This is a genomic window from Streptomyces sp. NPDC017676 (assembly GCF_044329325.1).
Classification (GTDB): Bacteria; Actinomycetota; Actinomycetes; order Streptomycetales; family Streptomycetaceae; genus Streptomyces.
This window is the reverse complement of sequence record NZ_JBIRJA010000001.1, coordinates 1-13357: the sequence shown is the minus strand read 5'-3', so window position 1 is coordinate 13357 and position 13357 is coordinate 1. Positions and strand designations below refer to the sequence as shown.

General features: G+C 72.7%; 10 protein-coding genes and 2 rRNA genes. 5 read left to right on the top strand and 7 right to left on the bottom strand.

Going from position 1 to position 13357, the window contains the following annotated elements; translation table 11 throughout:
* Positions 1-117 precede the first annotated feature (117 nt).
* The 5 genes from ACH4LD_RS00060 to mtnA all read right to left on the bottom strand — a co-directional run bounded on the left by ACH4LD_RS00060 (position 118) and on the right by mtnA (position 7079).
* On the bottom strand, positions 118-1044 hold the full coding sequence (locus ACH4LD_RS00060) for a ComF family protein (protein ID WP_398052985.1): 927 nt from the start codon (positions 1042-1044) through the stop codon (positions 118-120).
* A 146-nt stretch (positions 1045-1190) separates the two neighbouring features.
* A complete protein-coding gene (locus ACH4LD_RS00055; RefSeq protein WP_398052984.1) occupies positions 1191-3023 on the bottom strand; it encodes an LpqB family beta-propeller domain-containing protein in 1833 nt (610 codons plus the stop codon).
* The gene (mtrB, locus tag ACH4LD_RS00050; RefSeq protein WP_398052983.1) at positions 3013-5124 is read right to left on the bottom strand and encodes an MtrAB system histidine kinase MtrB; all 2112 of its coding nucleotides are present in this window, start codon (positions 5122-5124) and stop codon (positions 3013-3015) included. Before mtrB ends, ACH4LD_RS00055 begins: the two co-directional genes overlap by 11 nt.
* A gap of 1 nt (position 5125) precedes the next feature.
* Entirely contained in the window at positions 5126-5815 is a 690-nt protein-coding gene (gene mtrA, locus ACH4LD_RS00045; protein ID WP_191870552.1) for a two-component system response regulator MtrA, read from the bottom strand.
* A 118-nt stretch (positions 5816-5933) separates the two neighbouring features.
* Positions 5934-7079, bottom strand: a complete 1146-nt coding sequence (mtnA, locus tag ACH4LD_RS00040; protein WP_132785956.1) for an S-methyl-5-thioribose-1-phosphate isomerase — start codon at positions 7077-7079, stop codon at positions 5934-5936.
* A 140-nt stretch (positions 7080-7219) separates the two neighbouring features.
* Here mtnA and ACH4LD_RS00035 point away from each other — a divergent pair, with 140 nt between their 5' ends.
* Genes ACH4LD_RS00035 through ACH4LD_RS00015 form a run of 5 tightly spaced genes read left to right on the top strand, consistent with a single transcriptional unit; the run spans position 7220 to position 12905 of the window.
* A complete protein-coding gene (locus tag ACH4LD_RS00035) occupies positions 7220-8620 on the top strand; it encodes a glycerophosphoryl diester phosphodiesterase membrane domain-containing protein (protein ID WP_398052982.1) in 1401 nt (466 codons plus the stop codon).
* Between the two features lie 4 nt (positions 8621-8624).
* Complete coding sequence (locus ACH4LD_RS00030; protein WP_398052981.1) at positions 8625-9413, top strand: DUF4129 domain-containing protein; 789 nt, start codon at positions 8625-8627, stop codon at positions 9411-9413.
* The gene (locus ACH4LD_RS00025; RefSeq protein WP_398052980.1) at positions 9410-10606 is read left to right on the top strand and encodes a DUF4350 domain-containing protein; all 1197 of its coding nucleotides are present in this window, start codon (positions 9410-9412) and stop codon (positions 10604-10606) included. The genes ACH4LD_RS00030 and ACH4LD_RS00025 overlap by 4 nt, the downstream gene beginning before the upstream one ends.
* Positions 10606-11595 (top strand): AAA family ATPase, encoded by a 990-nt coding sequence (locus ACH4LD_RS00020; RefSeq protein WP_398053586.1) that lies wholly within the window; start codon positions 10606-10608, stop codon positions 11593-11595. Before ACH4LD_RS00025 ends, ACH4LD_RS00020 begins: the two co-directional genes overlap by 1 nt.
* Positions 11595-12905 carry a DUF58 domain-containing protein gene (locus ACH4LD_RS00015; RefSeq protein WP_398052979.1) on the top strand — a complete coding sequence of 437 codons (1311 nt, stop codon included), beginning with the start codon at positions 11595-11597 and terminating at the stop codon, positions 12903-12905. Before ACH4LD_RS00020 ends, ACH4LD_RS00015 begins: the two co-directional genes overlap by 1 nt.
* Positions 12906-13001: 96 nt before the next feature.
* Here ACH4LD_RS00015 and rrf read toward each other — a convergent pair.
* Both rrf and ACH4LD_RS00005 read right to left on the bottom strand, forming a co-directional pair.
* Positions 13002-13118: ribosomal RNA gene (gene rrf, locus ACH4LD_RS00010) — 5S ribosomal RNA — on the bottom strand.
* Between the two features lie 82 nt (positions 13119-13200).
* A 23S ribosomal RNA gene (locus ACH4LD_RS00005) occupies positions 13201-13357 on the bottom strand; the annotation flags it as partial.

The window sequence follows — 13357 nt, the reverse complement described above, 5'->3', positions numbered from 1 at the left end:
GCCTTTCCTCACACCCGAACATATCTCGCCCGGACGGATGCCGTCACCCTCTACTGCGACGTACCTCCATTCAGGTGAATTACCCCTGTCACTAGCTGGAACGATGCAAGTTGACGATCAGTTCCTGTTCATTTCGAAAGAATCGTGAGGAGCCGCGATCACGGCGGCATGGAGGATCCACCGCGGGGCGTTCGGCACCGCATTTTCCGGTGCACTATGCACCGACTCCCTTCTGCCCGGCGGCGCACCGATCCATCGTTCCTCCCTACCTTCCCGAGTTGCGGCCTCGTACACGGCCGACCTGTCCTCGCGACGGGACACGGCCGCTTCCCGCAGGGCCCGCGCCGCCTCCGCGAGACTGGCCCCCGTCGTCATCAGGTCATCGACGAGCACGACGGAACCCGCACCGAGCAGCCGGCCGCCTCCCGCTCTCACCTCCAGTGCCCCGGCGAGGTTCTCCAGACGCCGCCGCGCGTCCAGCCCCGCCTGGTCGGCCACGGCCCGCCGTTGGCGCAGCACGGCCGCCACCCGGGCCGGCGTCCCGGTGCGCCGCAGCTCCCCGGCCGCCGCGAGCGCCATCCGCCGCACCGGATCATGCCCACGCGCCCGCACGGCCCACCGGGCGGAGGGCACGGGAACCAGCAGCACGGGCCCGCGTCCCGGCCACCCGGCCGGCCCGGCACCGACGGGGGCACCGCGGTCCACGCCGGCATGAGCACCGCCGCCCGGCCGGACACCGGCTCCGTCGTCCGCGCCCAGGCCCGCCCGCACGGCCCCTGCCAGCGCCGTGCCCAGCGCTCCCGTGAGCGTCAGCGCGCCCCGTTCCTTGTGCGCGAGCAGCAGCGCGCGCACCTCCGATGCGTAGGGAGCCACCGCGTGCACCACCGGCAGCCCGGCCGGCTCCGGCACCGGCCGCACCCGCCACGCCGCGCTCCCGTGCAGCGCGACCCGGCACCGCGGGCAGAGCGCCGTACGAGGTGCACCGCAGCCCGCGCAGTCGGCCGGCAGCACCAGGTCGGTGAGGTCCTGCCACCACCCCCGCATGACCACCACTGTGCCAACGCGGCCGCGGGCCGGCCACCCCTGTGGACAACGGCCTGTGGACAACTCGGCGCGCGACTACGGGAGGGCCGTCCTGCTCACAGCGGTCCCGCGCTCAGCACGGCCAGAGCGTCTCAGCCGTCCCGTGCTCAGCCCGGGTAGACCGGCGCCGACCCGTCCTTGTCGACCTTCTGCCACTGCGCCCCGGACGGCAGCCGTACGATCCCGTCCTCCGAGTAGGCCACCAGCGGCACCCGCTCGTCCTCGGACGCGGCGATCGCCTTCACGCTGGTGAGCGCGCCCGGCGCCGGGCCGTCGAGGGTGGAGCCGTCGACCTGGACGTACCGCATCTGCTGCACGCCCCCCTGCTCCTGCCCCACGACCAGCAGCCTGCTGTCCCCGGCCCAGGAGATGGCGCTGACCTGCTCCAGGTCCGGTGCCGCCGACCGCAGCCCGTCCACCGAGATGCCCTGCCCGGTTCCGTCGTCGCGCTGGATCCGCCCGATGAAGAGGGACTGCTTGCCGTCCTTCTCCACGACCAGCGCGATCCGCGCCCCGTCGGCGGCCACCCGCGCGTCCTCGATCCGGCCGGACAGGTCCGGGACGGCGACCGGCTCCGGTTTGTCGGCGCCCTGTTCCAGGACGAACAGGCGCGGCCGGTGCGGGTCACGGTCGGCCACCCACAGGTCGCCGCGGGCGTCCCAGCTCGGAGTGGCGAGCCGGTGGTCGGGGGTCGTACCGGCGCTGGTCACCAGCGGATCGCCGAGCGATCCGTCCGACGCGAGCGACGTCACGTACAGCGTCCTGCCCTCGTCGGCGACCCCGGCCGCGGTGTGCTCGTCCCGCGACACCGCCACCGACTGCAGCCCCCTGCCGCTTTCGCCCAGCGGGCCCGGCACCGGCGCGGACGCCGTCCCGGTGCTCCCGGCCTGCATCCGTACCATCCGGTGCTTGCCGTCGAGGAAGTACAGGTAATCGGGCCGCTTGTACGACCCGTGCCAGGCGGCGGACTCGGCGCGCTCCCCGGTCAGCTCGCACAGCCGGTCGCCGCCCGTCCCCCGCAGTTCGACGGAGTCCAGCGTCGGCGCCAGGTTCCGCAACGTGAACAGCATCTGCGTCGCCATCTCGGTGCACTTGCTCGGCGCCACCCGGGACGGCTTGAGGTTCAGCGGCACCGTCAGCTTGTTCTGGTCGTCCGGTGCCAGCCCCGACACGCCCTTCTGCAACCCCGTACCGGTCGGGAAGCTCGACCTGACCACCGGTCGGAGCCAGGTGGTGGGTCCTTTCAGCAGCGAGCGGACCAGCTGGGTCATCGGGTCGACCTTGCTGCGCACGAACACCGGGTCGGCTACCGCCACCGGCTGGCCGCTCTCCCCGACGGACGCGTTGGAGGCGAAGTAGTACTTGTCGACGGACGTGTAGTTCCGCTGGAAGTCCGACTTGCCCATCACGACCCCGTTGGGCAGCCCGTCGATGCGCCACTGCCCGTTCTTCGGGTCCTTCGTGAGGTGCAGCTTCTTGCGGTAGGTGCCGTCGGCGGGCTGGTAGGCCTGCTGCGCGTCGACCGTGGCGACCTGGCTGCCGGCCAGCACGCACGTGACGCTGTTGGTCTCCTCCCGGCCGCCCGGACGGCAGTCCGTCTCGATGGTCGGCCCGTTCGCGAGGACAGTGGTCGACTGCTCGGGCCGCCAGGCGCGGGCCGCTTCGTCCGTCAGGTACTTACGAGCCGTGTCGTACCCCGGGTCGTCGCTGGTCAGCGCCTCCAGGAAGCCCTGCATGATCTCGCCCGGACCGGCGCCGTCGGCCGGCGGCATGGCGAACACCCGGACCCCGGTGTCCTGTCGCGGCGTGGACTCCACGTCCCGCAGGTCCCCGCTGTCGGGCATCGAGGCGCAACCGGCCAGCAGTACGACACCCAAGGCGGCGTACGCCACCGCGCGCCACGACCGCCGCCGTGCGCCCCCCTCGCGGTCAGCGGCCACGAAATGCCTCCCCTGGCTCGGTCGAGTCCTCCGGCGTGGCCGCGTCCGCCCGGTCCGCGCTCGCGCCGCGCGCCGGACGCGCGCCGGGCCCGTCGGCCGGACGCCGTACGCCGGCGGTGGGCCGGGGCACGACGCGCGCGCCGTTGCCGTTGCCCGGCAGGGCGGTCGGGTCGGCGGCCGGCGTCGCAGTGGCCAGCCGCGGCGTGATCTCCGACCGCGGCGGCAGCGCGGGCGCCTGGACGCCGTTCTGCTGCACCGGAACGGTCGCCCGCTTCTCCTCGCCCGCCCTGGGCAGGCCGGCGTCGTCGAGGCCGCGGTTGCGGCGGGAGTCCTTGGGCTCCAGCGGTATCGGCGAGCCCCGCAGCGGCTCGTCCGCCGTCCTCGGCAGCGTCAGCCGGAACTGGGAGCCGCCGCCCGGCTCGCCCCATGCCTGCAGCCAGCCGCCGTGCAGCCGCGCGTCCTCCAGGGCGATCGACAGCCCGAGGCCGGTACCGCCGGTGGTACGCGCGCGTGCCGGGTCGGCCCGCCAGAAGCGGCTGAAGACCCGGGTCGCCTCACCGGGCTTCAGTCCCACGCCGTAGTCGCGCACCGCGATGGCCACGGCCCCGCCCGCGGCGGCCAGCTTGACCACGACGTCCTTGCCCTCGCCGTGCTCGACGGCGTTGACGACGAGGTTGCGCAGGATCCGCTCCACTCGCCGGGCGTCCGCCTCGGCGACCACGGGCTGCTGGTCACCGAGCACCCGTATGTGCGTGCCCTTGCGCTCGGCGAGCGGCTCCGCACCGCTCACGACCCTCCGGACGACCTCCCTGAGGTCGATCGGCTCGGCCTCCAGCGCCGCCGCCCCGGCGTCGAAACGGCTGATCTCCAGCAGGTCGGCGAGCAGCGACTCGAACCGGTCCAGCTGGTCGGCGAGCAGCTCGGCCGACCGCGCGGTGACCGGGTCGAAGTCCTCACGCGCCTCGTAGATGACGTCCGCGGCCATCCGGACGGTGGTCAGCGGCGTGCGCAGCTCGTGCGAGACGTCGGAGACGAACCGCCGCTGCATCCGCGACAGGTCCTCCAGCTGCTGGATCTTGCCCTGCAGGTTCTGCGCCATCTTGTTGAAGGCCTCGCCCAGGCGCGCGATGTCGTCCTCACCGGTGACCTTCATCCGCTCCTGCAGCCGCCCGGCCGACAACCGCTCCGCGATCCCGGCGGCCATCCGCACCGGTGTGACGACCTGCCGCACCACCAGCCAGGCGATGGCGCCGAGCAGCACGACGACGAACAGCCCCGCGGTGGCGAGCGTGCCCTTGACCAGGCTCAGGGACTTCTCCTCCTGCGTGAGCGGGAAGAGGTAGTACAGCTCGTACGGGCGGCCGTTGGGGTCGTTGACCTGCTTGCCGATGACGAGCCCCGGCTGCGAGTCCTTGCCGCCGTAATAGACGATCCGCGTGTTGCTCTGGACGGCCGACGTACCGCTGTTGACCCGCTCGCGCAGGGCGGCGGGCACGCTGGAGGTCGGGTTGACGTTCCCGGAGCCGCGGGGGCTGCGTCCGCCGCCGCTGTCGTCGCCCACGGGCAGCGTCACCACGTCGAAGGCGCCCGCGCCACCGCTGGACAGCGACTCCACCAGGTCGCTCATCCACTGGATGACGTTCTGCGACTGTCGCCCGTCCCCGGTCGCCGTGCCGTCATCGGTACCGGCCCCGGCTCCCGTACCGGTCCCGCCGACCGCCTCGTCGGCCTTCTGCTTGGCCACCGCGAACCCGCCCGTGGCCTGGCTCTGCGACGCCTTGACCTTCGCGTCGAGCAGGCCGTTGCGCACCTGCCCGATCACGACGAAGCCCAGCAGCAGAACGACACCGAGCGACATCAGCAGGGTGGTGGCGACGACCCTGAGCTGGATGTTGCGCCGCCACAGCCGCATCACCGGTAGCAGCGGACGGCGCACCCAGCGCAGGAACAGGCGAAGTACCGGGCTGCCCTGGACTCCGCCCTCTAGCAGCCCGCCGTCGAACATCGCCCGCCAGCGCGCACCCGCCGCCGTCCGGCCGACAGGCCGCCCCGGACGTGTCCCAGAACCGCCGGGAGCCGAAGCGGCGCTGTCCCCGGACATGTCAGCTCGGTCCGGCCTTGTAACCGACACCACGGACGGTCACCACGATCTCCGGCCGCTCCGGGTCCTTCTCGACCTTGGAGCGCAGCCGCTGGACGTGCACGTTGACGAGCCGCGTGTCCGCCGCGTGCCGATAGCCCCACACCTGCTCCAGCAGCACCTCACGGGTGAACACCTGCCAGGGCTTGCGCGCGAGCGCGACCAGCAGGTCGAACTCCAGCGGGGTCAGCGCTATCGACTGCCCGTCCCGCTTCACCGAGTGCCCGGCGACATCGATGACCAGGTCACCGATGGTGAGCTGCTCCGGCGCCGGCTCCTCCGACCTGCGCAGCCGCGCCCGGATCCGGGCCACCAGCTCCTTCGGCTTGAACGGCTTGACGATGTAGTCGTCGGCGCCCGACTCCAGGCCCACGACGACATCGACGGTGTCGCTCTTGGCCGTGAGCATCACGATCGGCACGCCGGACTCCGCCCGGATCAGCCGGCACACCTCGATGCCGTCCCGACCGGGCAGCATCAGGTCGAGCAGCACCAGATCGGGCTTCGTCTCACGGAAAGCGGCCAGCGCCTTGTCGCCGTCGGCTACGAAAGACGGCTCAAAACCTTCACCACGCAGCACGATGCCGAGCATCTCGGCCAGTGCGGTGTCGTCGTCGACGACAAGGACTCGTCCCTTCATAAACGACATCATCCCATTCTCATAACAGCGACAGGCGCCCTGGTGAGGGAGGTCACTGGCCGGTGACGATAGTCGTACGGGGCCGTCACTGTCTGCCCCTGTCCATCGACGAGGATGCCGCTCACCGATGTCAGGCCGACGCCGGCGGAGCACCAGCCGGCGGCCGGGCGCACAGTTCCGCAAGCGCCTCGGCCGTCACGGGCGAGACCACTCCCTCCTCGGTGACGATCGCTGTCACCAGTTCGGGCGGGGTGACGTCGAACGCCGGGTTGTACGCCTGCGTCCCCAGCGGTGCCACCGGAATCCCGCCCCCCGCTCCCGCCGCCTGGGGCGCCGCGACCTCGGTCACCTCGAAGCCGGGACGCTGCTCGACCTCGATGGACGCCCCGTCGGGAGTGTCCGGGTCGACCGTCGTCAGCGGCGCCACCACGATGAACGGCACATGGTGGTACCGGGCGAGCACGGCGAGCGGATAGCTCCCCACCTTGTTCGCCACCGAACCGTCGGCCGCGATCCGGTCCGCTCCGATCAGCACCGCGTCCACCTCGCCCGCCGCGAACAGGGAACCCGCCGCGTTGTCCGTGAGCAGGGTGTACGCCATACCGCTGCGGGCCGCTTCGTACGCCGTCAGGCGAGCGCCTTGCAGCAGCGGACGCGTCTCGTCCACCCACAGCCGCCGCAGCCGGCCCGCCCGGTGCGCGGCGAGGGCCACCGCGAAGGCCGTGCCCTCCCCACCCGACACCAGCGACCCGGTGTTGCAGTGGGTCAGGATCCGGTGCCCGCCCCCGGACAGCAGCTCGTCCAGCAGCGCCAGACCATGGGCCGCCATCCGGGCACTGGCCTCCGCATCCTCCTGGTGCAGTGCCCGCGCCGCGGCCAGCGCCGCCACGGCGGCCGCGGTGGGATCGCCGGTCCGGGCCAGCGCCGCCTGGTGCGCCGCCTGCGCCCGGCGCACCCCTACGGACAGGTTCACCGCGGTGGGCCTGGCCTCTTCCAGCGCCCGCGCGGCCTCGGCCACGTCGAAGCCCCGCGCGGCGGCGAGCGCGACGCCGTACGCCCCCGCGATCCCGAGCAGCGGCGCCCCGCGCACGGCGAGCGAACGGATCGCCTCCACCAGCGCCGCCGCGTCCGTGCACACCAACTCGACCTCTTCGGCCGGAAGCCTCGTCTGATCAAGAAGGACCAATACGGGACCTTCTGGTGGCTCCTCCCATCGGATCGCCGGTATCTCGGTCGGCCGCTTGTCCCCGCCGGTTCGCGCCTGCTGATCAACCATGCCGTCAGTCTGCCCCGGATCCGGCGGACAATTGAAGGAGTCCAGCCCCCACCGTGGCCGGTCCCCCGGTGACCGGCCCATGGCACGATGGCTGCCAACCTGCCGCCGCGACCGCGGACGGGCACCGAGAAGGAGCTTCGATGACTGACACTCCGGGCTGGGCCTCGCCCGGATCCGCCCCGTCGTCCGAGGGGCGGGAACCCGGTGCGTCCGGCCCCGCCGAGCCCGCAGACCGCCCCGGCCCCACCGAACCCGCGCCGCAGCCGGGCACGGACGCGCAGGGCCCAGGCTCGCAGTGGTCCAAGGCGCAGCCGCCGGCCGGCCAGTGGTCCGCGCCCACCGGTGCCCCCAGCCCGAACCAGGCACCGCCGCCCCCGCCGCCCGGCCCGGGCTGGGGCGGCCGGCAGCCCGGCGGCCCCGGCCCCGGCCCCGGCGGCTACGGTGTCCCCGGCGGCGGCTACGGCGGCCCGCCCCCCGGCCACGGCGGTTACGGCAACCCCGGCGGCCACCCCGCCTGGGGCGGCGGCTGGGGAGGCCCCCCGCCGGCGGCCAAGCCCGGCGTCATCCCGCTGCGCCCACTGGGCGTCGGCGAGATCCTCGACGGTGCCGTCTCCACCATGCGCACCTACTGGCGCACGGTCCTCGGCATCGCGCTGGCCGTCGCCGTCGTCACGGACACCTGCCTGGTCCTCGTCCAGGGCTTCTTCGTCAACGACGCCCTCGCCCGCACGTCGCTCGACAGCCGGACCGCCACCCTCGACGACGCCTACCGCTCCCTGCGCGACTCCATGATCGGAACCGGCATCGTCACGGTGATCTCCGCGGCCGCCGTCATCGTCGCCACCGCCCTGCTCACGACCATCACCAGCCGCGCCGTGCTCGGCAGACCGGTCAGCACCGGCGAGGCCTGGCGCGAGGCTCGTCCGCAGATCCCGAGGCTGGCCGGACTGCTCGTCCTGCTCGGCCTGATCACCATCGGAGTGATCGTCGTCGGCGCACTGCCCGGCTTCCTGGTCCTGCTGAGCGGCGGCAGCGACGCCGGCGGGGCCGCCCTGTTCGCCCTGGGCATCCTCGGAGGCGTCGTCGTCGCGGTATGGCTGGCCATCCGCTACTACCTGGCCGCTCCGGCCCTGATGCTGGAACGCCAGAGCGTCACCAAGGCCATGAGCCGCTCCGCGAAGCTGGTGCGCGGCTCCTGGTGGCGCGTCTTCGGCATCCAACTGCTCGCCTGGCTCATCGCCAACATCGTCTCGGCGATCGTCACCATCCCCTTCGCCGTCATCGGCGCCGCCGTCAGCGGTGACGGCATGGACAACTTCCTCGGCACCAACGGCGGGCACGTCGGCTGGGCGTTCCTGATCATCCGGGGCATCGGCTCCCTGATCGGCACCACGCTCACCCTTCCGATCAGCGCCGGCGTCACCGTGCTCCTCTACATCGACCAGCGCATCCGCCGCGAGGCCCTCGACCTCGAACTGGCCCGCGCCGCAGGCGTCCAGGGCTACGGCACCGGCGTCCCCGGCCCCGTCCCCGGGAGCTGATGCGGTGAGCCTCACGGGGGGAGTTCTCACGGCGGCGCCCCCACCGGGCACCGCCACCGCGGTCGCGGGCCGGCTGCTGCGCGCGACGGACCGGGTCGTGCTGGCGGCCGGTGGCTCGGGAGACGAGCCACCGGTGACCATCGGGCGTGATCCCGCGCGCGAGGCGGCCCGGCGCGAGCTGTCCAAGGGGATGTACCACGAGAACGACCCCAGCCTGCTCCAGCGCGCCCTGAACGCGTTCTGGGACTGGCTCGACCGGGCCCTCGGCTCGGCTGCCTCGGCAACCCCCGGCGGCACGGTCGGCCTGGTCGTCGTCATCCTGTTCGTCGTCGCCGTCCTGGCCGCCCTGTGGTGGCGCCTGGGCACCCCCCACCGCGGGCCCGCCTCGGCCACCGTCCTCTTCGACGAGCGCCCCCGCAGCGCCGCCGAGCACCGCGCCGCCAGCGAGGCCCACGCGGCCCAGGGCCACTGGAACCAGGCCGTCCAGGAACGCATGCGGGCCCTGGTCCGCTCCCTGGAGGAACGGGCCCTGCTCGACGCACGCCCCGGCCGCACCGCCGACGAAGCAGCCGCCGAGGCCGGACGCGTCCTGCCCGCGCACACGGACCGACTGCGCGCCGCCGCCCGTGAGTTCGACGACATCACATACGGCGGGCGCACGGCCGGCGAGCCGTCGTACCACCGCCTCGCCGAACTCGACCGCGACCTGCAACACACCAGACCGACCCTCGCCAGCAGCCCCGCCAGCGCCACCGCCAAGGCCGAGAACACCCGCCAGGGGGCCACCGAGTGACCACCGAGGCCGCCCCGGCGACCACATCCGCCGCACCCACCGGCCGCCAGGTGTGGACCCGGACACGAGGGATCACACTCGCCGTCGTCCTGCTCCTGACCGCGGCCGTCGCCATGGCCGCCGTACGCTCCACCACCCGGCACGGCGACCTGGACCCGCGCTCCCCCGACCCCTACGGCAGCCGCGCCGTCGCCCGGCTCCTCGCCGAACGGGGCGTCTCCACCCGCGTGGTCACCACCCTCGGCGCGGCCCGCGCCGCCACCGGTCCGGACACCACCCTGCTCGTCGCCGTACCCGACCTGCTGACCCACCGCCAACAGACCCAGCTGCACGCGGCAACCGCGTCCTCCGGCGGACGGACCGTCCTCGTCGCGGCCGGCAGTTGGTCCGTCGAACGGCTCGCCCCCGGGGTCGCCGCGGACCCCGCCACCAGCGACCGCTCCACCCTCGACCCGGACTGCACGCTGCCCGAGGCCCGGCGCGCGGGCCCCGCCGACACCGGCGGCGTCCGCTACACCACCGCCCACCTCGACGCCGACTCCTGCTACCCCAGCGAACGCCTCGCCACCCTCCTGCGCGTCCCCGCGGCCTCCGGAGGCGGTGACACCGTCGTGCTCGGCGCGCCCGACATCCTCTACAACGACCGCCTCGACGAGCAGGGCAACGCCTCGCTCGCCCTTCAGCTCCTCGGCTCCCGCCCCCATCTGGTCTGGTACCTCCCCTCGCTGTCCGACGCCTCCGCCACCGAGAACGGCGAGCGGAAGAGCTTCCTCGACTTGCTCCCCTCGGGATGGCTCTGGGCCACCCTGCAACTGTTCATCGCCGCGGCCCTCGCCGCCTTCTGGCGGGCACGCCGCTTCGGCCCCCTCGTGCCCGAGAAACTCCCCGTCGCGATCCGCGCCTCCGAGACCGCCGAAGGCCGCGCCCGCCTCTACCGCAGAGCCAACGCCCGTGACCGCGCCGCCGCCGCTCTTCGCTCCGCCACCCGCACCCGCCTCGCCCCCCTCGTCGGCGTCCCCGTCACCCAGGCGCACACGCCCGAGGCCCTGCTTCCCGCCCTGTCCACCCACCTGGCCGGCGACGGACAGGCCCTGCACTCCCTCCTCTTCGGACCGCCACCCGGCGACGACACGGCCCTCATCGCCCTCACCGACCAACTCGACGCCCTCGAAAGAGAGGTACGCCGTTCATGATGGACCCGACCACTGACAACGCCGGGCAGAGCGGGGACCCGGGCACCGCCCGGGCCTCCCTGGAAGCCCTGCGCGCAGAGATCGCCAAAGCCGTGGTCGGCCAGGACCCCGCCGTGACCGGCCTCGTCGTCGCCCTCCTCTGCCGCGGACACGTACTACTAGAAGGAGTCCCCGGGGTCGCCAAAACGTTGCTCGTCCGGGCCCTCGCATCCGCACTGGAACTCGACACCAAACGCGTCCAGTTCACCCCCGACCTGATGCCGAGCGACGTGACCGGGTCCCTCGTCTACGACACCCGCACCGCCGAGTTCTCCTTCCAGCCCGGCCCGGTCTTCACCAACCTCCTCCTCGCGGACGAGATCAACCGCACCCCGCCCAAGACCCAGTCGTCCCTGCTGGAGGCCATGGAGGAACGCCAGGTCACGGTCGACGGCACCCCCCGCCCGCTCCCCGAGCCGTTCCTCGTCGCCGCGACGCAGAACCCGGTCGAGTACGAGGGCACCTATCCCCTCCCCGAAGCCCAACTGGACCGCTTCCTCCTCAAACTGACGGTGCCTCTGCCCTCCCGACAGGACGAGATCGACGTACTCACCCGGCACGCCTCGGGCTTCGACCCCCGCGACCTGCGCGCCGCCGGCGTACGCCCGGTCGCCGGCCCCGCCGACCTGGAGGCGGCCCGTACCGCGGTCGCCAGGACGACCGTCTCCCCGGAGATCACCGCCTACGTCGTGGACATCTGCCGCGCCACCCGCGAGTCGCCCTCCCTCACCCTGGGCGTCTCCCCACGCGGGGCCACCGCCCTGCTCGCCACCTCGCGCGCCTGGGCCTGGCTGACCGGCCGCGACTACGTCATCCCCGACGACGTGAAGGCCCTCGCCCTGCCCACGCTGCGCCACCGGGTGCAGCTGCGTCCCGAGGCCGAAATGGAAGGCGTGACCGCGGACTCGGTCATCAACGCCATCCTCGCGCACGTCCCGGTCCCCCGCTGATGGCACTCACCGGACGCGCCGCCCTCCTCGCGGCCCTCGGCTCGATCCCCGTCGGCATCCTGGAACCGAGCTGGACGGGCATCCTCGCGGTCAACGGCCCGCTGGCCCTGGCCTGCGCCTGCGACTACGCACTGGCCGCGCCGGTACGCCGTCTCCAGCTCGCCCGCTCGGGCGACAGCTCGGCCCGTCTCGGTGACACGGTCGACATCACCCTCACGATCACGAACCCTTCCCGCCGCCCGCTGCGGGCACGGCTGCGGGACGCGTGGCCACCGAGCAGCTGGCAGCCAGGCACCGAGATCGACGCTTCCCGGCACCGGCTGACCGTGCCACCGGGCGAGCGCCGACGCGTGACGACCCGACTGCGCCCCACCCGCCGCGGCGACCGCCACGCCGACCGCGTGACGATCCGTTCCTATGGCCCCCTCGGACTATTCTCCCGCCAGGGCGCCCACAAGGTCCCCTGGACAGTACGGGTCCTGCCCCCGTTCACCAGCCGAAAGCACCTCCCGTCGAAACTCGCCCGATTGCGTGAACTCGACGGCCGCACCAGCGTCCTGACCCGCGGGGAGGGAACGGAGTTCGACAGCCTGCGAGAGTACGTCCCCGGCGACGACACCCGCTCGATCGACTGGCGCGCCACGGCCCGGCAGTCGGCCGTCGCCGTCCGTACCTGGCGCCCCGAACGCGACCGGCACATCCTGCTCGTCCTGGACACCGGCCGTACCTCGGCCGGCCGGGTGGGCGACGCACCACGCCTGGACGCCTCCATGGACGCGGCTCTGCTGCTCGCGGCTCTCGCCTCACGCGCAGGCGACCGCGTGGCGCTGCTGGCCTACGACCGCCGGGTCCGCGCCCTGGTCCAGGGACGCGCGGCGGGCGATGCGCTGCCCTCCCTGGTCAATGCCATGGCGACACTCGAACCGGAACTCGTCGAGACCGACGCTCGCGGCCTGACCGCCGCCGCGCTCCGCACCGCTCCCCGCCGCTCCCTGATCGTGCTCCTCACGACACTGGACGCGGCACCGGTGGAGCAGGGACTGCTTCCCGTTCTCCCTCAGCTCACTCAACGCCATACGGTTCTGGTCGCTTCAGTGGCGGATCCACACATTGCCGGTATGGCGCGGGCCAGGGGTACCACCGAGGCGGTGTACGAAGCGGCGGCGGCAGCTCAGGCGCAGAACGAACGCCGGCTCACTGCCGAACAGCTTCGCCGCCATGGGGTGACGGTGGTGGACGCGACACCCGAGGATCTGGCGCCGGCGCTCGCGGACGCATACCTGGCTCTGAAAGCGGCGGGGCGGCTCTGAAAAACTCCGGCCCACCGGTGTCCCCTCGGGGACGTCGAATGGCCGCTAAACGCAGAAAACCCCCGCACCGAAGGTGCGGGGGTTTCCTCAAGAATTGTTCGGCGGTGTCCTACTCTCCCACAGGGTCCCCCCTGCAGTACCATCGGCGCTGTGAGGCTTAGCTTCCGGGTTCGGAATGTAACCGGGCGTTTCCCTCACGCTATGACCACCGAAACACTATGAAACAATCAACCGGAACGCCCCGAAGGGCGACATGGTCGTGGTTTCAGAACCAACACAGTGAACGCGAGCGTCTGAGGACAAGCCCTCGGCCTATTAGTACCAGTCAACTCCACCCGTTACCAGGCTTCCATATCTGGCCTATCAACCCAGTCGTCTACTGGGAGCCTTACCCCATCAAGTGGGTGGGAGTCCTCATCTCGAAGCAGGCTTCCCGCTTAGATGCTTTCAGC